The organism is Acidovorax sp. BoFeN1 (assembly GCF_003345135.1).
Lineage (GTDB): Bacteria > Pseudomonadota > Gammaproteobacteria > Burkholderiales > Burkholderiaceae_C > Acidovorax > Acidovorax defluvii.
Genome location: NZ_QOZT01000006.1, coordinates 44,598 through 64,838, shown reverse-complemented (window position 1 = coordinate 64,838; position 20,241 = coordinate 44,598). Strand labels below are relative to the sequence as shown.

The following is a 20,241-nucleotide window of genomic DNA, read 5'->3' as shown; positions in this document are numbered from 1 at the left end:
CCGTGCTGCGTCCGGTCTCGGGCAATTCCGCCCGGAATCCTTCCAAGGAGAAAGACCATGACGACGCTCATCACCGACGAACAACGCGCACAACTGCTGGCCAACGGCCGGCGATCCATCGAGCACGATGGCTTCGATCCGCTCCCGGTGGTCAAGCTGTTCACGCCCAATGCGGGGGCGACTTGGCTGCTCACCGAAATCGACCCGGATGACCCGGACCGCGCTTTCGGGCTGTGCGATCTGGGTCAAGGCTTTCCCGAGTTGGGCTATGTGAGCCTGCAGGAGCTGGAAAGCTTGCGGGGACGCTGGGGTCTGCCCATCGAACGGGACCTGTACTTCCGGGGTGACAAGCCCGTCAGTGCCTACGCGCGTGAAGCCCGGCTGGCCGGGCGCATCGTGGCATAGCGGCCGCAGGTATCACTCGCCAGCTTGTCCGGCTGGCGGCTGGTGCCATTCCTTCGGAAGCCTGGCTTCCGTTTCCAGCAGCAGTTCGCCGGCGCTGCGGTCCAGTGCCCGCGCGATCTTCAGAATCAAGACCAGCGTGGGCATGTGCTCGCCGCGCTCGATCTTGCCCATGTGGGAGCGCTCGATGCCGGCCAAGTGCGCCAGCGTTTCCTGCGCGACACCATCCTCGGTGCGCAGTGCGCGCACCGCAGCGCCGAACGCCAGCGCGGGCGCGACCTCGAAGGTCGTCGCGCCGGTCGGCCGTCCGCGCTGAATGGTTCGCTTCTGCATGGACAGAAGCGTCCCGGTTCAGCACAATTTAAACCACGTTATCTTTAACTCATTCAGTTTGATTCCAGCCCCGCCTGAGTTGATCCCCTTTCGTATTTGCCCTTGCGGCATTAGCATTCCGACACCTCTTTCGAGGACCCCCATGACCTTCCTTACAGAGCCGCAGCGCATCCAGATGCTGGCCAACGGCACGGCGCGCGCCCGTGGCCAGGCCATCGATCCCTATCCCGTCGTCAAGCTGTACACGCTGGACGCCCCTGCCAGTTGGCTGCTCACCGACCTCGATGCCGATGGTGATCGCGCCTATGGGCTGACCGATGCCGGCACTGGTTTCCCCGAACTCGGGCATGTGAGCCTGTCGGCGCTCGCGGGCGTGCGCGGCCCCAGGGGCCTGCGCATCGTGGCCGATCCGCGTTTCAAGGCACGCCAGCCGCTGTCCGGCTACGCGGCCGACGCGCAGCGCGACGGCTCGATCAACGACTGATCTTTATTGGCGTGCGCTAGCGTCGCCGTTCGCGCGACAGCGCATCGCCGCAAAAGCCAGCCAAGCCGGCCGTGGTTGTGGCAGCGTTCTCCCAAGCAAGAAGAAGGAGTCGCCATGATCGACTGCGATGCCGAAGACCTGCCGAACGCGCCCTGGGGCGTGTCGGCGGCCTATCTCTACACGCTGGACCTCGACGGCCCCGCGCTCGCGTGGGAGTACCTGCGTCGCCATCCGCGGTACCAGGCGGACTGGGCGCGGCGGCGCGGCGCATCGTTCGAGCGGTGGGGCTTGCGACAGCGCTGAGGACCCGCGTCTCGATGCGCGCGAAGCGCACCCGGTCTGGATCACGACCACTGACGAACTGCTGCACGTGCGCGCCTCGCAGGCGCACGGCGCATCGGACCGGCAACCCTTCGACCTCTGGCGCGTGCCTGGCCGCAAGCGTCTGGTGCTCGGCTGCACAGGCCTGACGCTGCTGGCCGACGTTTCCGCGCAGCGCCTGCGCGTGACACTGGCCGACGATCTCGCAGACGGTGCGGCCTACACCTGCACTGTGCCGCTCGGCCCCGGCCTGCGCGGCCAACTCGACGTATTCAACACGCAAGCACTGATTCTTGAGGGGCATGCGCCGGTCACGGCGCCCGCGCGTGCCACCACGCGCGGCGCGCTGCTGCACCTTCGCGCCCTGCAGGCGCTTGATGGCGCGCAGACCGGTGCCTCGCACCGCGACATCGCCCAAACCTTGTTCGGCCTGGAAGCCGTGGTTCACCGCTGGCACGACGACGGTGAACTGCGCGCCCAGGTCCGGCACCTGCTGCGGCGCGCCGAGGCGTACATGAGGGGCGGCTATCTGGTCCTGGCGGGGGGCTTGCCCGCTGCCACCAAGCCCCCCGGAGACGAACCCGTGCACTGAATCTCTCCCTGCGCAAGAAGGCCCTTACTCCCGAGACTGCCTCCATCGGGCTGCGAATGGTTCGCGGCCCCGCGACAACGATGGAGGCCCTCATGGCAAGTGCCAGTTCCCCGTTTCCCGTCCGCGCTGCGGCGACTGCGCCGCAGCCCTTTGCGGCACCCGCCGCGCCCGCCAACCCCGAGTTCCTGACCACCGACGAGGCCAGCGCCTTCCTGCGCCTGTCCCCGCGCACGCTGGAGAAGCAGCGCGTGCTGGGTGGTGGCCCGCGTTTCCGCAAGTTCGGCGCACGCGTGGTCTACGCGGTCGAGGACCTGCGCGCCTGGGCCGACAGCCGTGCCTACGGCATGACCTCCGATCCCGGCTACGTGCAGCGCGATTCCGTCCGCTGATTGATGCAGGGCAGGGAGGCTCCATCCATGTCGAAGCGCCCGAGCGAACGCGAACAGCTGTCGCTGTTCCGCGCGCTGCCGGGCGACATGGCGCTGCGCGATGCGCAGGACCTGATGGCCTACCCGTTCTTCTCTCTGGCCAAGTCGCCGCGCACCGTGCCGATCCGCTTCGAGGCCGGCGGCGTGTCGCTCACCGTGGAAGGCGTGCCGGAGCACGGCATCGCCACCATCTGGGACGCCGACGTACTCGTCTGGGCCGCGAGTCAGATCGTCCAGGCCAAGAAGGAGAGCATCGCGCCTTCGCGCCTGATGGTGGCCACCCCGTACGAGATCCTGCGCTTCGCGCAGCGCGGCACCGGCCGCAGCGACTACCTGGGGCTGCGAGCCGCGTTGGACCGCCTGCAGTCCACCACCGTCGCCACGACCTTGCGCCAACGCGAACGACCGAACGGCGCCCTGCGCGTGCACCGCTTCTCCTGGATCAACGAGTGGAAAGAGTACACCCGGCCCGACGGGCGCTCCGATGGCATCGAGCTGATCCTGGCCGACTGGTTCTTCTCGGGCGTGATGGACGAGGCCCTGGTGCTCACGCTGGACCCCACGTACTTCCGGCTTTCCGGAGGGATCGAGCGCTGGCTGTACCGGCTCGTGCGCAAGCACGGTGGCCGGCAGCCCGGTGGCTGGCGCTTCGACATGCGCCACGTGTACCTGAAATCCGGGGCGCTCCAGCGCTATCGCGACTTCGCCGCGCATGTGCGTGGCTTGGTTCTACGCCAGGCGCTGCCGGGCTACCGCCTCTTCATCGAGCGCAGCGGCGGCATCGAGTGGCTGGCATTCCGCCCAGCCCCAGCCGACCCCTCCCAAAGCGACTTGTCCACAACTTCTGTTGAAGAACCTGTGGATGACGTGGGGACGGACTCGGTGGATCACCGGCGGGCGACTCGGTGGATCACCGGCGCATCTATCGGTGGATCACCGGCGCCAAACAGCCCGCAAGCCGCACCCAGCAACGGTTTCGGACCTCCCTAAACATCTAAAGGGATACATAAATGGAAGTCACGCGCGCGCGAGCAGATGCTGCTCAAAAAATGGGCAATGGTTCAGCGACTGCAAATCAGGCAGACCCAGCATCCGAAACCAACCTGCCAGGAAGAGGGGACAGCCGCCCCGGCAAGGTGATCGCGCTGCTCAACCAGAAGGGCGGGGCAGGCAAGACAACGCTCGCCACGCACCTGGTCGGCGAGCTGGCTCTGCAGGGAAGCCGCGTCACGCTCCTCGATGCCGACCCCCAGGGCTCGGCCCTCGACTGGGCGCAGCGGCGGCTCCAGAGCGGCCAGGAGCGTCTCTATGGTGTCTTCGGGCTGGCGAGGGACTCGCTGCACCAGGAAGCGCCGCAGATCGCCTTGCAGGCGGATTTCGTGGTGATCGACGGGCCGCCGCGGGTCGCGGCCCTCGCGCGCTCCGCGCTGCTGGCCGCCGACCTGGTGCTCGTCCCGGTGCAGCCCAGTGCCTACGACGTGTGGGCCAGCCATGAGATGGTGCAACTCATTGCCGAAGCCAAGGTGTTTCGGCCGCAACTGCGCGCGGCCTTCGTGATCAATCGGCGCGTGGTCGGCACGGTGATCGGCCGCGAAGCGCGCGCCGCGCTTTCGGATCAGCCGTTCGACGCGCTGGCGGCCGAGGTTTCGCAGCGCATCGTGTTCGCAGACAGTGTGGCCGCGGGGCGGCTCGCGTGCGAAGTAGCGCCGCAGTGCGCGGCCGCGCGCGAGATCGCGGCACTCGCACAGGCGGTGCGGGAGATGCTGCGATGACAAAATCCCAACCATCGACAAAACCGCGCCGGGCACCGATCGGCCGCAGGCCCGGCGCCGATCCGGCATCGACCTGGGTGCGGCAGGCGGACACGCCCGATCTGTCGGCCAAGGCGTCCGTCTACACCGCGCGGCTGACCGTCGATGTGACGCCCGCGCTGCGCGGGCGGATCAAGGTCGTCGCGTTCCGGCGCGGTATCACGGCGGCGGACATGCTGCGCGAGCTGCTGGAGCGCGAGTATCCGGAGGACGTGGTATGACGGCGCCGGCTTCGCATCCGGCGCCAGCCATCCCGCAGGCTTCGCTGTCGGCGCTGCTGCCGCAGCGGCCCACTCCCATGCGAGTCTCGCTCGCCTTTCTCGAGCATCGAGTGAACGTCTGGCTGCGGTTTGGCCAGCCCGCGCGGGAGATCGTGCTGGACCGCTGGCGTCGCGTCGCGGTGTTCGCGCCAGGCGCCGTCTGCTGCCGCGTGAAGTGGATTGGCAATGACTACGGCACGGCGCTCTGGCAGTTCATGGTGCTGCAGGCGCCGAGGCCGTTCGATGGCATGCAGCGCGTTGCCGGCGTGGCCCCGGGCGCGCGCATCCTGCTGCGCGCCGATGGCGAGCCGCAGGTCAAGGCCGCGCTTGCGGTGATCGACGCCATCGAGGTCTTGGGCATCGATCCAGGCGCGGTGGCCGTCACGTACTGGCGCACGGTCGGCAACCGGCTCGCGGCACGCCAGCCGCTGCCGGTCTACACCGCCGAGCGGCATGCGGCGTATCTCGCGCGGGGGGCGCTGTCATGAAGCCGATCATGGCGACGGCCCCGCGCCGAACCCTGATGCTGGCCTGCATGGGCTTGGGTCTGGCGGCGCTGTGCGCCCCGGCCGTGGCGCCGGTGCCTGTGCGCATCGTCTACAACGCCAGCGACAGCGTGGCGCGCGGTTGGTACCGCGTTGGCCGCATCGAAGGCGTAGCCTCGCTGCACGTCGGCAGCATCGTGCTGGCCCGGCTTCCTTCTGAGGTGGCCGCGTTCGCGGCGCAGCGCGGCTACCTGCCGGAGGGCGTGCCGATCCTCAAGCGCATCGGCGCCGTGGCGCCGCAGTCGATGTGTGTTCGGGATCATGTGGTCCGCATCGACGGCGCGGCCGTGGCGATGGTTCGGACGCATGACGGCGCGCATCGTCCGTTGCCGGCCTGGGCACCATGCCGGCCTCTCGCCGAGGGCGAGCTGTTTCTGCTCAGCGACACAAACCCGGCGTCATTCGACAGCCGCTATTTCGGCCCCGTCTCTGCATCGGCCGTGCTCGGCATCGCGCAGCCCTTGTGGACATGGAGCGCGCCATGAACTTCGCCGTGTCTTGTTGCCGAGCCTGCTGCCGAGCTGCAGCCGGACATGCGTCCGTGCTGCACCCCGCCGTGCAGAGAGCCCGCCGCCAGCGTGCAGCGTGCGCTGCACCGTCGCTGCCTCTCGGGCAGCGTTGCGCATCCCATGCGCGGCTGGCGTCAGGTCGGAGCCGGGAGCGGATGCGGAAGGCGAAGACAGAGGGCCAGATAAAGGGGGCGGCACGCCGCCACCCGCAAAGCCAGCCTGCACGTGGGGTAGACGCGGCACGGCACCTGCTGGTGTCGATGCTGCGCCAGTGCGCAATGCCGCACCACGGGGGCATTGCGCGCGTGCCGCTTGCGATCCCTTGCGCCCCATTGCGCTGGAGTGCCCGCCATGGCTTCGCGTAAGGAATCGGATGCTGATCGCTTCCGTGTCCGGCCCGCGGCCCCGAAGTCCCGCGCGGGGCCGCGTGCGGAGCGCTTCGTGTCTCAGGTGCTCAAGGAAGTCTCGAAGGCCGGCGCCAAGGCGTCCGGCCATCGTGCAGGGCGGCCCGCATCGACCTTTGGCCGGGGCCGCGTCGCGGCCGGCATGGCTGGCGGTCGTCTGGGCGTGCATGCCCGGCGCGTGGTCATCAAGTCCCGCTTCGTGGTGCTCCGGAAAGCCGGCGCGAACTCGGTATCCACCCACCTGCGCTACATCGAGCGCGATGGGGTAACGCGCGACGGTCAGCGCGGCCAGGCCTACGGTGCCGACACCGATACCGCCGACCTCAAGGCCTTCGAGGAGCGGGGGAGGGGCGATCGCCACCAGTTTCGCTTCATCGTCTCGGCCGAGGACGCAGTCGACCTGGAAGATCTGCGCGGCTTCACCCGGCAACTGATGCAGCGCATGGCGGTCGATCTGGAAACACCGTTGGACTGGGTGGCCGTCGATCACTGGGACACCGACAACCCGCATACCCACATCGTCCTGAACGGCCGGACCGCCGGCAAGGAAGATCTGGTGATCGCGCCGGACTACATGGCGCATGGGATGCGCATGCGCGCGAGCGAGATCGCCACCGAATGGCTGGGCCCGCGCACCGAGACCGAGATCCGGCAAAGCCTGAAGCGCGAAGTCACGCAGCAGCGGCTCACCGGCCTGGACCGGGCACTGTTGCGCCAAGCCGTGGCAGATACCGTCGACCTGACCGGCCGGCCTGAAGATCGGCAACGCCAGAACGTCCTGCGGGCGCGGCTGCAGCGGCTCGAAGCCCTGACGCTGGCCGAGCGGGTCGATGCCAACCGCTGGCGGCTGGCGCCGGACATGGCGCGCACGTTGACTGCGATGGGCGAGCGCGAGGATGCGCTGGAAACCGTGCGCCAGGCACTCAAGGGCCAGCAGCGCGAATGCGTGCTGGATGGCGCGTCGGCCACGCCCGTCCTTGGATGCATCGCGGGCAAGGGACTGGCTGACGAACTGCACGACCGGGGCTATCTGGTGGTCGATGGCATCGATGGCCGGGCGCACTACCTGAAACTGCCGCCCGGCGCCGATCTGCCGGCGCTGCCGGTGGACGGCATCGTGGAGGCGAAGCCGCCGGGGCGGGAGCGGGCAGTGGACCGTACCATTGCGACAGTCGCCCAGGATGACATCTACAAGACCGTCGACCATCTGGCCCGGCTGGAGCAGGCGGCGGACCGCGACCCGCAGGCTACGGTCGATGTCTACGTGCGCCGGCTCGAGGCGCTGCGCCGCGCCGGCATCGTGGCGCGCATGGCCGATGGTGTCTGGCAGGTGCCGCCGGCCCTGGTGCAGAAGGCCCAGCAGCATGAAGCACAGAAGGGCACGGGCCCGACCATCGAATTGCGTTCACACCTTCCCATCGACCAGCAGGTGCGTGCCATCGGCGCGACCTGGCTGGACAGGCAATTGATCGGGGAGGGCAGTGGGTTGGGTGCGCAGGGCTTTGGCGCGCAGGTGCGCGAGGCGATGCGCGGCCGCGCGGATTTCCTGGTCGAGCAGGGATTGGCTGAACGCCGAGGCCAGCGCATGGTGTTGTCGCGCAACCTGCTGTCCACCTTGCGTGAGCGTGAACTGTCGGCCGCGGGGAAGTCTCTGCAAGACCAGACAGGCAAGGCCTATCGGCCGATGCAGGATGGGGGGCGCATTAGCGGCGTCTACCGCCGCTCCATCCAACTCACCAGCGGGCGCTTCGCCATGCTCGACGACGGGATGGGGTTCAGCCTGGTGCCATGGCGGCCAGTGATTGAGAGCCGCCTGGGGATGCAGGTCTCTGCCACTTTACGGGGCTCCGCCGTGGGGTGGGGATTGACCTCGACCCGTGGCACTTCTCGCTGATGCGATGCTCTCGATTCTTCCGTTTCCCAGCCCGCCTGCCTCCACAGAAGAATCGCGAGGTGGTCTTGCCCAGTGGCGTTCCGCAGCAGCCCCGCTGACCTGTGGGTCGGGCTGGCAAAAGACATAACCCTCCGTTCAGCGCCGACCACAATGCCCAACCGGTGGTTGCGCACGACTTGGCTGCGTAGACCGAAGGCCAAGCAGATCGACGCCGCGTTTACGCAGCAACTCGGAGTCACTCTTCAGCGCGCGCTGCAGGCACTCGTCGATGTAAACCCTGTCGCTCTGCAGGCGCGACAGATCGACCCACCATCCCACACCGGCCATGAGCCATTTGAAATACACCAGATTGAGGAAGGGGTCGTCCAGGTCGTTGGTGTGTATCGCATTCACGATGCAGTCCCCTTCGAGCTCAACCTTGCCGAACTGCCGCTGGTCCGGTGTGCCCGAGCACCCGCCGCCACGAGAACAGACGCGCTTGCCTCGAGAAGAACAAGTTCATCAACTTTGAGTGCCCCACCATCAGGAGGCCCTGGGCCTTTGCGTGGTCTGGGGGTCGCCTGAGTCATTCCGTACCCACGCCTCGTCGCAAGCCCGCTCCAGTTCTGGCAGGCGGTACGTCTGGCAAGCGGTACGGTAGAACAGGGCCTGGCGTTCGGACGGCGACAGTGCGCTGGTGGCAAGCTTGAAGGCGTTCCATAGCTGCCCGTAGCCGCAAGATTGCTTGTCCACTGGGAAGTTGCTTTCCAGCATGCACCGACCCGGCCCGAATGCGTCGATACACACGTCCATCAGGGGCTTCCACGCCTGCACCAGAGCCTGGGTTTCGGCGGGTCTATCGCCCGATTCGAACTCGAACCCGAAGATCGGCATGCCCATGCCGCCCACCTTGACGCGCACGTTGGGCCTGGCAGCCAGCGCACGCAGATCGCGCTCCCACTCCTGTCGAACAGCCGCCTTTTGTGATTGGAACCCCAGCACACCGACGGGCATACCTACATGGTTCAAGACGATGGGTGTGCGAGGAAACGCATCTGCCAGTGAAGCCAGTTCCCGCAGCTGCGTGTGGTAGATCAACGCGTCGAAACTGAGGCCATACCGATCAAGCAAGGCAAAACCGCGGCGGAAGCTCGCGTCTCCCATGGCGTTCGGCTGGGCGTTGGGAATGAACTTCTTGAGGTCGCTGTCGTGGTAAGTCGCGTAGTAGCGCACACCGTGCAATCTGCCTTTGCCTGCCTCCACATGCGCCCGCAGCACTGCGTCCACCGAGTCGCCGAGCGCCAGGTCCACGTCCGAGACGATCCCCGCGGCAAGGCGGCAAGGGCCCTGCGGCGTGCTGAGCGGAGCGGCGCTCAGGGCAACGATGCGCTCGACTTCCCCGACTGATCGCATTTCCGGGGGACCGTCGGTGCGCCAGCCGGCTCCATAGGCCGCGATGTACATGGTGCCCACGATCTTGTGACCCGATGCCAGGTCGCTCTCCATGTCCTCGCGGCGGTAGTAGAGCTTGTCGGAACTGGTGCCGAACAGGTGGTGGTGGGCATCCACGATAGGCAAACCCGGTTCGCGCGCGGGTTCGCCTGAGCCTCGGCCATGCCATTCCAGCAGATCCCGGGTGGGGCGGTGCTGGTTGCCGCGATAGGTCGGTGGATTGGGCCCAGGCTTGCTCTCGGCCAGCGATGGATTGCAAAGGGCGGCATCGCTCAAGGCGAGTGCCGCTGCGGAGAGAAACATTCGCCGGCTAGGGTGGCTGAAGGAATTGCGCACGGAAAGTCTCCTTTCGTTGTAGGGGCGACATGGCCAGTGAAGGTGAGCGGCACTGGCGCCCGTCTACGGAGCAGTCTGGAGGGGGCTTTGCCGCCCGTCCATGGCGATATTCGGGAGCCGACGTTCATGTTTTCCGAATGAGGCGGGCTTGCCGGCTATCTGTGACCGGCTTTCGCGCACGCGGGCTGCACAAATCCCGCATTGACACCCTGGCACCCAGAAATCTACATTTCACTATCGCAAATACGACCAAGAGTTCGCATATATGAACACTCAAGAGACAACAGACGCCGGCATCACCAAGGAACTGGCCCTGGGCAAGTTCACCGACAAGATGCTCGCCGACATGCGCGCGTTGATCGGCACCGAACTGCGTACCGAGTCGTGCCTGAACAATGAATACGCCACGCGCCTGGCGGTCATGCGCTTCTGCGAGGGCATCGGCGACGACAACCCGCTGTGGACGAATGCCGACTATGCAAAGGACGGCCCGCATGGCACGCTGGTCGCGCCGCCCAGCTTCATCTTTGCCTGCCTGGGCTCGGTGCAGGTCGGCTGGCCCGGCTTGGGCGGCTTCCACGCCGAAACCAAGATGACCTTCGGCGAGCCGATCCGCGTGGGTGAGAAGATCACGGCCAAGGTCACCTTCGACGGCTTCGATGGCCCGATCGCCGACAGCAACTTCGGCGGGCGCCGCATCAAGGACTATCTGCGCCAGGAATACCGCAACGAAGAGGGCGACCTGAAAGCCACCTTCATCTGCTCGCGCATGCGCTTCGAGCGCGGCGAGATGCAGGCGCGCCGCGAGAGCCGCGCGATCGAGGTGCCCCATCCGTGGAAGGAAGACGAGATCGCGGCCATCGAGGAGCAGATCCTGGCCGAGCGCCCGCGCGGCGCCACGCCCCGCTATTGGGACGACGTGCAGGTCGGCGACGAGATGGACGTCATCACCAAGGGCCCGCTGGGCCTGACGGACTTCATCGCCTTCATCGCTGCCGGCGCCGCGCCGATCCCGCGTGTGGCCGCGCATTCCGTGGCGCTCAAGCGCTACCACAAGCACCCCAAGTGGGCTTTCCGCGATCCGCGCACGCATGCGCTGGAGCCGGTCTACTCGGTGCACTACAACGACTACGCGGCCCAGCTGCAGGGCGCGCAGATCGCCTACGACGTCGGCATCCAGCGCACCTGCTGGCAGATCCATTCGCTGACCAACTGGATGGGCGACGCCGGCCGGCTGCTCGCGCTGACCGGCCAGTACCGTTCGCACGTGTACCTGGGCGACGTGGTGCGCCTGGGCGGCCGCGTCGACGCCAAGGAGGTCGATGCCGAAGGCCGCCACATCGTGCGCCTGACGACCTGGGCCACCAACCAGCGCGGCCAGCAGTGCATGCCCGGCACCGCGGTGGTCGCCCTGCCCAAGCGCCCGGCCGTTTGAGCGAGAGCCCTCCCTGGAACGACGCAAGAACGAAGCAAGGACGGAGACGACCATGACCACATCCAGCGACACCTCGATGGCGGAAGCGAAGAGTGAGAAGCGTCATTCGACGGCGCCCGCCGAATCGGCGCGCGACGACCGCGGTGGAGCGCGAGAGGACGCGTCGCTGCCGCTCAGCGGGGTGCGCGTCCTCGACTTGACGCGCTACCTCTCCGGGCCCTACGCGACGCTGCTGCTCGCGGAGATGGGCGCGGAGGTCATCAAGGTCGAAGTGCCCGAGGCCGGTGACGATACGCGCCACATCGCGCCCCTCCAGGGCGACGTGAGCTTCTATCACTCCACCATCAACCGGAGCAAGGCCTCGGTGGAGCTCGACCTGAAGTCCGAGGAGGGGCGGAGACTGGTTCACGCGATGGTTGCGGATTGCGACGTCTTCATCCAGAACTTCCGAACCGGCGTCGCCGAGCGGCTCGGATTCGGATACGACGTCCTCTCCAAGATCAACCCGGGGCTGGTCTATTGCTCGATCTCCGGTTTCGGGGGCACGGGGCCCGAGAGTCGGCGGGCCGCCTTCGATCTGATCGTGCAGGCGGAATCCGGCGTGATGAGCCTGAACGGAGAAGGTGACAGCCCGCCCAGCAAGCTGGGTCTTCCGGTGGCCGATCTGACGTCCGGGATGTTCGGAGTGCACGGAATCCTCGCCGCACTGCTGCGGCGATCAAGGACCGGGAAGGGCGGGCTCGTCGAAGTCAGCATGATGAGCTCCCTGCTTTCGCTCTCCGTCTACAACGCCACCCGGTATTTCGTGACCGGCGAAACACCCAAGCGGATGGGATCGCGCCATCCGGGTGTGGTGCCGTACGGCCAGTACGCGGGTTCGGATGGAAACATCCTGCTTTCCACCTTCAGCGACGGATCGTGGAAGAAGATCGTCGACGCCATGGACCGCCCCGAACTTGCGGAAGATCCGCGATTCATGACCGCGGCTTCGCGGGTCGTTAATCGGGACGCATGCGATGCATTGCTCGGCGAGGTGTTCTCCGGCTTCACCTCCGAGGAGATCGTCAAGCGGCTGCACGAGGCAGGCATTCCCTGTGGCGTGGTGCGCAGTCTCGGCGAGGCGCTGGAGATGGAGGCTGCGAGCGGTTCCGGTGCGATCGCCGACGTCGAGTATCCGGGCAAGGTCGGCACGATCCGCAGCGTGCGGATACCGATCAAGTTCGACGGCGAGTGGTGTCCCGCCCAACCGGCTCCGGCGCTCGGCCAGGACAACGCGATCCTCGATCGCTACAAGAAATCCTAACTATGCAGTGAGACGGTGCGCGCATTCCGGGGCCGGGTCGTGGCCACCAGTCCAGAGCGCGCACCAGTCGCACCCACACGGAGACATCGATGTCATCAGCAGCAACGCCTTGGGGCAAGGAAATCGCGACGGAAATAATCGGCGGGGTTCCGTTCCGGATCTACACGGATCGGCCGCGCCGGGTCGAGCGGCTGCTCTACTTCGCTGGCCGCTGGGGCGCACGGCCCCACATCATCCAGGGCGAGCGTGTCGTCACGTTCCAGGACCTGCACCAGGGTGCGCTTGCCAAGGCCCGCCAACTCGCCGGCCTGGGTATTCGCCCGGGTGACCGCATCTTCATCCTCGGCTGGAACAGCCCGGAGTGGGTGATCAACTTCTGGGCCTGCCTTCTCGCGGGCGCCGTGCCGGTGCTCGCGAACGCCTGGTGGAGCGAGGTAGAGGTCGGCAACGGCCTGGCGGCCCTGCAACCTGCCATGACGCTGGCCGACGACCGTTGCGCGGCGCGTGTGCCCGCAGGCGCGCGGCGGGGGCCCTGGGGTATCGACACGACGGGGTCGCAGGGTGGCGATGCCGTCGCGGATGCCGAAGGTGCGCGCGGCGAGGAAGAGACCGCGCTCATCATCTTCACCTCGGGCACTTCGGGCCAGCCCAAGGCGGTGGTGCTGTCGCATCGTGCGCTGCTGGCACGCCTGCAGATGACCTTGCACATCACGCGCAAGTTGCCGCACCAGATCGATGAGGCGGCGCGCGACGTGACGCTGATCACGGGCCCGCTGTTCCATGTGGGCGGCATGCAGACCCTCATGCGGGCGGTCGTCGTGGGCGATACGCTGGTACTTTCTCAAGGCAGGTACGACCCCGCCGAGGTGCTCGCGTCCATCGAACGCAACAAGGTCAAGCGCTGGAATGCCGTGCCGACCATGGTGACGCGGCTGCTGGACCATCCGGACGTGCCGCGCAGGGATCTGAGCAGCCTGAAGTCCATCAGCATTGGCGGCGCTCCTGTGCATGCGGAACTGATGCAGCGCATCCGCACCCAGCTGCCCAGCGTCAGCCCGAGGATTCCAACCGGCTACGGCCTGACGGAGAACGGCGGACAGGCCACTGCCGCCGCGGGCTCGGAAGACCTCGAGGAGCTGGGCTCCGCCGGCAAGCCGCTGCCATGCGTCGAGATCCGCTTTCTTTCCCATCTTGGCCTGCCTGACGGGGAGATCCTGCTGCGCTCCCCTACGCAGATGTCCGGCTTCTTCGGGCTCGATGAATCGCCCATCGATGAAGCGGGCTGGCTCCACACCGGCGATCTGGGCCGGCTCGACGAGAAGGGCAACCTCTGGATCACCGGCCGCTGCAAGGACATGATCATCCGCGGCGGCGAGAACATCGCGCCCGCGGCGATCGAGCGGGCTCTCATGAGCATTCCCGGCGTCGCCGAGACCGTGGTGTTCGGTGTGCCACACCGCGACCTGGGCGAGGAGGTCATGGCGGTCGTCGTGACGGACGCGGAGCTCACGCAGCAGCAGTTGCAGGAGCAACTGCGCGGCCAGATCGCCTCGTTCGCGGTGCCCAGCCGCTGGCGCATCCAGCGCGAGCCGCTGGCGACCAACGACACCGGGAAGGTGGACAAGAAGGCGATCAGCGCTCAAGTTCGCGCCGAACTCCAGAACGAGGATTGACATGAGCATGTATAACTTCCAACACATCACGCCGCCGCTGCGCCTGTTCCACGGCCCTGACAGCCTGGCGCACCTCGGCCGCGAGCTCGACCGCATCAAAAGCCAGCGCGCAGTTGTCGTCTGCGGCGACTGGCTGGCCAAAGGCCCTCTGTTCGAGCGCGTCCGTGTGGCGCTGGGCGAGCGCTGCGCCGGCGTCTACGGCGAGGTGCTGGGCCACAGCCCGGTGGCCTCGGTCGAGGACGCCGCGGGGCTGCTGCGCCGCCTCGAAGCCGATGCCGTGATCGCCGTGGGCGGTGGCTCGGCCATCGTGACGGCCCGCGCGGCCAGCATCCTGGCGGCTGAGGACAAGCCGGTGTCCGAACTGTGCACCGTGACCGAGGCCGACGGCAGCCTGCGCAGCCCCAAGCTGTCGGCGACGAAGCTGCCGCAGTTCATCGTGCCGACCACGCCGACCACGGCCACCGTGAAGGCCGGCAGCGCGGTGTTCGATCCGGCCAGTGGACAGCGGCTGGCGATGTTCGATCCCAAGACGCGCGCGCAGTCGGTCTTCATCGACCCCGAGATGATCCTCTCGGCGCCGCGCGGCCTGGTGGCCAGCGCCAGCATCAACACCTTGTCGATGGCGATCGAGGGGTTGACTTCGCGCTCGCAGGACGCGCTCGCGCACGGCGCGTTGATGCAGGCGCTGCGATTGCTGGGGCGGCATCTGCCGCAGGCCGCACATGCGGACGACGCGGCCGTGCGCGGCCAACTGGTACTGGCTGCCATCCTGTGCGGCCAGGGCACGGACCACACGGCCGCCGGCATCACCACGGTGCTGGGCCACGCGATCGGTGCGCGCCACGAGATCGAGAACGGCACCGTCAACGCCATCGTGCTGCCGCACGTGCTGCGTTTCAACGCCGAGGCCGCAGCGGCCGGCATGGCCGACGTGGCTGCGGCACTCGACCTGCAGCGCTCCGGGGCGCAGGCAGACCTGGAGCGGGTCATCGAGAAGGTCACGTCGCTCTTTGACGACCTCGGCGTGCCACGGCGTTTGCGCGACGTGAAGGTGCCGCGCGAGGCCTTGCCCGACATCGCCGCACATGCGATGGGCGACTGGTTCCTGCGTGGCAATCCTCGGCCCGTGCGCAGCGCGGCCGAACTACAACAAATTATGGAAGAGGCATGGTGAAAAAGATGATCGAACGCAACAAGATCTATATCGACGGCGAGTGGGTTCCTTCGTCGGGCCGCGAAGTCCTGACCGTCATCAATCCGGCGACGGAAGAGGTGATTGCCACCGTGCCGCGTGGCACCGCGGAAGACGTCGATCGCGCCGTGCAGGCTGCGGTTCGCGCATTTCCGGGCTGGTCCCAAAGTCTGGTATCTCACCGTACCGAGATCTTCAGCAAGCTGGCGCGCCTGACGGAGGCGCGAGCCGAGGAGATCACGCAGACCTTGGTGAGCGAGCTGGGCTATCCCATCACGGCATTGCGCAGATCACAGACGCTCGGAGCCGTGGAAGAACTCGACATCATTGCCGAGTCCCTGGCGCAGATTGAATGGGTGGTGCCCGTGGGCAACACGCAGGTTCGCCGCGAGCCCTCTGGCGTGGTGGGCGCCATCACGGCGTGGAACGCACCCCTGCGTTCCGTCATCTCCAAGGCAGGCGCCGCCATCGCCGCCGGTTGCACCGTGGTGCTCAAGCCCTCCGAGGTGGCGCCGCTGACGGCCTTCATGTTCGCAGAGCTGTGCGAACAGGCCGGCCTGCCGCACGGCGTATTCAACCTGGTGTGCGGCACCGGCCCGGAGGTGGGCGAGGCGATTGCGGCGCACCCGCTGGTGGATATGGCATCGATCACCGGATCGGTGCGCGCAGGGCGCCGGGTGATGGAGGTGGCGTCGGAGTCGATCAAGCGCGTGCACCTGGAACTCGGCGGCAAGTCGCCCAACATCATCCTGGCGGATTCCGACTTCGAACGCGCGGTGGCCGATGGCATCGCGGATGCCTTGCGCAACAGCGGCCAGGTGTGTGGCGGCCTCACGCGCATGCTGGTGCCGCGCGAGCGCCTGCAGGAAGCGGAAGAGTTGGCCGTGCGCAAGGCCAACAGCTACGTGCTCGGGGACCCGCTGGACGAGTCGACCACGCTCGGTCCCGTGTCCACGTCCGCAGCGCGCGACCGCGTGCGCGGCTACATCCGCTCGGCGCAGGAAGAGGGCGTGCGCATGCTGACCGGTGGAGCCGAGGCCCCAGAGGGCCTGGAACGTGGCTGGTACGTGCGGCCGACCATCTTTTCGGGCGACAACCACAGCCGCATCGCGCGCGAGGAAATCTTCGGCCCGGTCGTGGTGATCATTCCCTTCGACGATGAAGAAGATGCGATCCGCATCGCCAACGATTCGCAGTACGGCCTGGCAGGCGGTGTGTGGTGCAACGACGCCGAGCGCGCACGCAGCATCGCCGCCCGCCTGCGCGTTGGACGCGTTCGCATCAATGGCGCGCCGCTGGACAAGCGCGGCACCCACGGTGGATTCAAGCTCTCGGGCGTGGGCCGCGAGTGGGGCCGCTTCGGCATCGAGGAATTCATGGAATACAAGTCCGTCCTCGGGTAGGCCGATGGACGGGTTGGCAATAACAAGGAGACAAGACAATGGACAAACGCAGTTTCATCAAGGCGCTCGGCGCAGCACTGGCATTGCCCAGTGGCATGGCCTGGTCCCAGGCCACAAAAGGGCGCGCAGTCCGGGTCATCGTGCCGCTGCCGGCTGGCAGCTCGAACGACTACGTGACGCGCGTCCTTCTGCCCTCGGTCGGCGCCATCAATGGGCAGAACTACTTCATCGACAACAAGCCGGGTGGCAATGGCACCATTGCCACGCTGGAGGTGGTGCGCGCGGCCCCGGATGGCAACACGCTTCTGTGCGGGTCGAATTCGCCATTGGCAGCCAACGTGGCCTTCTTCAAGAACCTGGGCTATGACCCGCGCAAGAATCTGACGCCCATTGCCGCCGTCAGCCTGACGAACCATGTGCTGATGGTCAAGGCGGACTCGCCGATTCGCAGCTTCGCGGACTTCATCGCCCATGCCAAGGCGAATCCCGGGAAAGTCAGTGTCGGTTATTCGACCACCTCGGTGCAAACGCAGATCGCAACGATGGGCCATCTCGCGGGCATCGAGTTGCTGCCGATCCCCTACAAGGGAAGTCCGGCCACGATCACCGATGTGATCGGCGGTAACTTGGTCGCCACGCTGACCGACCAGGGCAATGCCCAGGCCCAGGCCAAGGCGGGTCAACTGCGGCCGCTCGCCGTCTCCTCCCTCAAGCGCAACCCGGTCATGCCCGATTGGCCCGCGATCTCGGAGACCCTGCCGGGATTCGATTTCCCGTCCTGGAATGCGCTGATGGGGCCGGCAGGCTTGCCGCGCGAGATGGTTGCGCACCTCAGCGATGCGGTCATCAAGGCGCAGAAGCAGCGGGACCTGATCGAAAAATACGCCAGCCAGGGCGCCACGCCACTGGTGATGGGCCCCGACGAACTCAAGGCCTTCATCGAGTCCGAGACGACGCGATGGGTGCGGCTGGCACGTGATGCCAAGATTCAGCCCGAGTGATGTGTAGTCACCGGACCAACCGGTTTCCGGCGAGGAGTTTGTCATGATTGTTTCGAGGGCACGCTGTACCAATGGCCCTGACCAGCCCTTCATCCCAACTACGGTTGAGCGGCGCGACCCTGGGCCTCGCGACGTCTTGATCGACATCGCCTATGCAGGCATCTGCCACTCGGACGTGGAGCACGCGCGTTGCTTGCGAGGCGGGAAAACCATTTACCCCATCGTGCCCGGCCATGAGATCGCGGGCATCGTCGCAGCCGTGGGTGCTGACGTCAGGCAATTTCGGGTGGGTGATCGCGTCGGGGTCGGGAACATGGTCGATGCCTGCGGGGTATGCGAAAACTGCCAGGCAGGTCTTGAGCAGTACTGCAGTGGTGGCCGCACCATGACCTACAACTCGACCGGCCGCGATGGCAAGCCCACCTATGGTGGATACAGCCAGAACGTGGTGGTTGACGAAGGCTTCGTCGTCCGTATTCCAACGGGTATTGCGCTGCATAATGCCGCGCCGCTGCTGTGTGCCGGCATCACCATGTACTCCCCCTTGCGGCACTGGCGCGCCGGGCCCGGCAGCAAGGTGGCCGTCATCGGCTTTGGCGGCCTGGGCCATGTGGGAGTGCAGATGGTTCGTGCGCTGGGCGCGCGCGCCACGGTGCTGGACCTGACGCCGGACAAGCGCGACGACGCGCTGCGCCTCGGTGCGCATGACTACCGGCTCAGCACAGACCCCGACACTTTCGTGGCCCTGGCCAACGTGTTCGACCTCATCATCTCGACGGTTCCTATCCACGCCGATCTGGATCGCTACCTGGGTCTGCTGGCGCGCGATGGCGTGTATGTCAACTTGGCTGTGCCGACCCAGCCTTTGAATGTCTCCGCCACGGCCTTGCTGACCAATCGCCGATCCATCGCAGGAACGCGCAGCGGCGGCATCGCCGAGACACAGGAGATGCTCGATTTCTGCGCTGAGCACGGGATCGGTGCCGAGGTGGAACTGATCCATGCGGATGGCATCGATGACGCCTATCGGCGCCTGCTCGCAGGCAACGTGCGGTTCCGCTTCGTGATCGACAACAGCACCCTTTGAGAACCACCATGACCGACTTCCTGCTCTACGAACAAGATGGCCCTGTCGTCACGCTGACGATGAACCAGCCCGAGCAGCGCAACCCGCTGACCGGCAACACCGCGATACCGGAGTTCCTGGCGGCGATCGACCGCATCCACGACGACCGCAGCGTGCGCTGCGTCATCCTCGCCGCCAATGGCCCGTCCTTCTGCGCGGGCGGCAACATCCACGAGATGAAGCGCCAAGCCTCGCCCGAGGTCAGCGAGATGGACATCCGCCAGGACTACCGGCGCGGCATCCAGCGGCTCACGCTGGCCCTGTTCAACCTTGAAGTGCCGGTGATCGCCGCCGTCAACGGACACGCGATTGGCGCCGGGCTGGACCTGGCGTGCATGTGCGACATCCGCATTGCATCGGAGAAGGCGAAATTCGCCGAGAGCTTCATCAAGCTGGGGATCATTCCGGGCGATGGCGGCGCCTGGCTGCTGCCGCGTATCGTCGGCATGTCGCGCGCGGCCGAGCTCGCCTACACCGGCGACATGATCGACGCGCGGCAGGCGTTGGACTGGAACCTGGTGTCGCGCGTGGTCGAGGCCGAGCAACTGCTGCCAGCGGCGCGCGACATGGCAGGGCGCATCGCGCAGAACGCAGCCCACGGCGTGCGCCTGACCAAGCGCCTGATGCGCGAGGCCATCCATTCGCGCCTGGACACGGTGCTCGAGCTCTCGGCCGTATTCCAGGCGATCTGCCACAAGACGCCGGACCATACCGAGGCTGTGGATGCGTTTCTGGAGAAGCGGGCACCACGGTTCAGCTGACGTGGAGTAACCAAGCCATGACCGATCCGCACCCGACCCGAGAGGAAGAGCTTCACTTCCGGCGCATCGACATGCGCGCCTGGCGGCGCAGCGACGGGCTGTTCGAGCTGGAAGGGCGGGTGACCGATCGCAAGCCGCAGGACTTCGAGCCTTGGCGCGGCGGCAAGCGCGTGCCCGCGGGCGAGCCTGTTCACGACATGGGTGTGCGGCTGGTGTACGACGCGGAGCTGCAGATCCACGCGGTGGAGACCTTCACCGAGGCAGCGCCCTATGGCGAGTGCCCGGACGGCGGCCAGGCACTGCAATCGCTCATAGGCCTGCGCATGGCCAGCGGCTGGAGCCGGGAGGTGCGCAGCCGGCTCGGCGGCGCGCGCAGCTGCACCCATCTGATGGAACTGCTGATCCCGATGGCGACCACCGCCTTCCAGTCGCTGAGCCAGGTCCATCGGGGGCGGGCCGAACGTGTGGACGCCACGGGCAAGCCGCTCAAGATCGACAGCTGCTATGCCTACGGCCAGGAGCGCGAACTGGTGCGCGTGCATTGGCCGCAGTTCCATCGACCGAAGCCATCCGACACGGGGTAGGCATCGGAGGCAT

At 66.8% G+C, this 20,241-nt stretch carries 22 protein-coding genes and 1 pseudogene; 20 read left to right on the top strand and 3 right to left on the bottom strand.

All coding sequences use genetic code 11. The features are described 5' to 3' along the window. Window positions 1–57: 57 nt before the first annotated feature. Window positions 58–405, top strand: coding sequence for a DUF2958 domain-containing protein (locus DTW89_RS02640; RefSeq protein ID WP_114654794.1), 348 nt, complete (start codon window positions 58–60; stop codon window positions 403–405). A 12-nt stretch (window positions 406–417) separates the two neighbouring features. On the opposite strand, the gene DTW89_RS02635 is transcribed toward DTW89_RS02640, so the two are convergent. After that, window positions 418–735, bottom strand: a complete 318-nt coding sequence (locus tag DTW89_RS02635) for a helix-turn-helix domain-containing protein (protein WP_114654793.1) — start codon at window positions 733–735, stop codon at window positions 418–420. 142 nt (window positions 736–877) lie between these two features. Here DTW89_RS02635 and DTW89_RS02630 point away from each other — a divergent pair, with 142 nt between their 5' ends. The 10 genes and pseudogenes from DTW89_RS02630 (at window position 878) to DTW89_RS02590 (ending at window position 7,983) form a co-directional block, all read left to right on the top strand. Then, window positions 878–1,219, top strand: coding sequence for a DUF2958 domain-containing protein (locus DTW89_RS02630; protein WP_114654792.1), 342 nt, complete (start codon window positions 878–880; stop codon window positions 1,217–1,219). A gap of 114 nt (window positions 1,220–1,333) precedes the next feature. After that, a complete protein-coding gene (locus DTW89_RS19610; protein WP_236637009.1) occupies window positions 1,334–1,522 on the top strand; it encodes a transcriptional regulator domain-containing protein in 189 nt (62 codons plus the stop codon). A gap of 67 nt (window positions 1,523–1,589) precedes the next feature. Continuing rightward, window positions 1,590–2,132, top strand: a complete 543-nt coding sequence (locus DTW89_RS02625; RefSeq protein ID WP_236637008.1) for a DUF2285 domain-containing protein — start codon at window positions 1,590–1,592, stop codon at window positions 2,130–2,132. 92 nt (window positions 2,133–2,224) lie between these two features. Further along, a complete protein-coding gene (locus DTW89_RS02620; RefSeq protein ID WP_114654823.1) occupies window positions 2,225–2,521 on the top strand; it encodes a helix-turn-helix transcriptional regulator in 297 nt (98 codons plus the stop codon). A gap of 3 nt (window positions 2,522–2,524) precedes the next feature. Next, window positions 2,525–3,370: pseudogene (locus DTW89_RS02615) on the top strand (replication initiator protein A); the annotation flags it as partial. Window positions 3,371–3,570: 200 nt separating this feature from the next. Beyond that, on the top strand, window positions 3,571–4,332 hold the full coding sequence (gene parA / locus DTW89_RS02610; protein ID WP_236637007.1) for a ParA family partition ATPase: 762 nt from the start codon (window positions 3,571–3,573) through the stop codon (window positions 4,330–4,332). Next, a complete protein-coding gene (locus tag DTW89_RS02605; protein WP_114654790.1) occupies window positions 4,329–4,592 on the top strand; it encodes a chromosome partitioning protein ParB in 264 nt (87 codons plus the stop codon). The genes parA and DTW89_RS02605 overlap by 4 nt, the downstream gene beginning before the upstream one ends. Continuing rightward, on the top strand, window positions 4,589–5,119 hold the full coding sequence (locus DTW89_RS02600; RefSeq protein ID WP_114654789.1) for a DUF2840 domain-containing protein: 531 nt from the start codon (window positions 4,589–4,591) through the stop codon (window positions 5,117–5,119). Before DTW89_RS02605 ends, DTW89_RS02600 begins: the two co-directional genes overlap by 4 nt. Continuing rightward, window positions 5,116–5,661, top strand: a complete 546-nt coding sequence (locus DTW89_RS02595; RefSeq protein ID WP_114654788.1) for a S26 family signal peptidase — start codon at window positions 5,116–5,118, stop codon at window positions 5,659–5,661. The genes DTW89_RS02600 and DTW89_RS02595 overlap by 4 nt, the downstream gene beginning before the upstream one ends. Before the next feature lie 375 nt (window positions 5,662–6,036). Next, a complete protein-coding gene (locus tag DTW89_RS02590; protein ID WP_114654787.1) occupies window positions 6,037–7,983 on the top strand; it encodes a DUF3363 domain-containing protein in 1,947 nt (648 codons plus the stop codon). Window positions 7,984–8,118: 135 nt separating this feature from the next. Here the strand turns inward: DTW89_RS02590 and DTW89_RS19240 are convergent, their stop codons facing one another. Continuing rightward, window positions 8,119–8,376 carry a hypothetical protein gene (locus DTW89_RS19240; RefSeq protein ID WP_147277618.1) on the bottom strand — a complete coding sequence of 86 codons (258 nt, stop codon included), beginning with the start codon at window positions 8,374–8,376 and terminating at the stop codon, window positions 8,119–8,121. A 129-nt stretch (window positions 8,377–8,505) separates the two neighbouring features. Beyond that, window positions 8,506–9,750 carry an amidohydrolase family protein gene (locus DTW89_RS02585; RefSeq protein ID WP_147277617.1) on the bottom strand — a complete coding sequence of 415 codons (1,245 nt, stop codon included), beginning with the start codon at window positions 9,748–9,750 and terminating at the stop codon, window positions 8,506–8,508. A gap of 265 nt (window positions 9,751–10,015) precedes the next feature. On the opposite strand from DTW89_RS02585, the gene DTW89_RS02580 reads away from it, so the two are divergent. From DTW89_RS02580 to DTW89_RS02540, 9 genes are all read left to right on the top strand, one after another. Then, a complete protein-coding gene (locus DTW89_RS02580; RefSeq protein ID WP_114654785.1) occupies window positions 10,016–11,185 on the top strand; it encodes an FAS1-like dehydratase domain-containing protein in 1,170 nt (389 codons plus the stop codon). A 52-nt stretch (window positions 11,186–11,237) separates the two neighbouring features. Then, window positions 11,238–12,488, top strand: coding sequence for a CaiB/BaiF CoA transferase family protein (locus DTW89_RS02575; protein ID WP_114654784.1), 1,251 nt, complete (start codon window positions 11,238–11,240; stop codon window positions 12,486–12,488). Between the two features lie 89 nt (window positions 12,489–12,577). Next, window positions 12,578–14,161: a class I adenylate-forming enzyme family protein gene (locus tag DTW89_RS02570; RefSeq protein WP_114654783.1), complete on the top strand. Its 1,584-nt coding sequence runs from the start codon at window positions 12,578–12,580 to the stop codon at window positions 14,159–14,161. 1 nt (window position 14,162) lies between these two features. After that, window positions 14,163–15,335: an iron-containing alcohol dehydrogenase family protein gene (locus DTW89_RS02565; RefSeq protein WP_114654782.1), complete on the top strand. Its 1,173-nt coding sequence runs from the start codon at window positions 14,163–14,165 to the stop codon at window positions 15,333–15,335. Window positions 15,336–15,340: 5 nt separating this feature from the next. Further along, window positions 15,341–16,756 (top strand): aldehyde dehydrogenase family protein, encoded by a 1,416-nt coding sequence (locus DTW89_RS02560; protein ID WP_114654821.1) that lies wholly within the window; start codon window positions 15,341–15,343, stop codon window positions 16,754–16,756. Window positions 16,757–16,794: 38 nt separating this feature from the next. Next, entirely contained in the window at window positions 16,795–17,757 is a 963-nt protein-coding gene (locus DTW89_RS02555) for a Bug family tripartite tricarboxylate transporter substrate binding protein (RefSeq protein WP_114654781.1), read from the top strand. Between the two features lie 43 nt (window positions 17,758–17,800). Next, window positions 17,801–18,844, top strand: coding sequence for an NAD(P)-dependent alcohol dehydrogenase (locus tag DTW89_RS02550; RefSeq protein WP_114654780.1), 1,044 nt, complete (start codon window positions 17,801–17,803; stop codon window positions 18,842–18,844). Window positions 18,845–18,852: 8 nt separating this feature from the next. Continuing rightward, window positions 18,853–19,644 (top strand): crotonase/enoyl-CoA hydratase family protein, encoded by a 792-nt coding sequence (locus tag DTW89_RS02545; RefSeq protein ID WP_114654779.1) that lies wholly within the window; start codon window positions 18,853–18,855, stop codon window positions 19,642–19,644. Between the two features lie 17 nt (window positions 19,645–19,661). Beyond that, window positions 19,662–20,228: a DUF2889 domain-containing protein gene (locus DTW89_RS02540; protein WP_114654778.1), complete on the top strand. Its 567-nt coding sequence runs from the start codon at window positions 19,662–19,664 to the stop codon at window positions 20,226–20,228. Window positions 20,229–20,241: the final 13 nt, after the last annotated feature.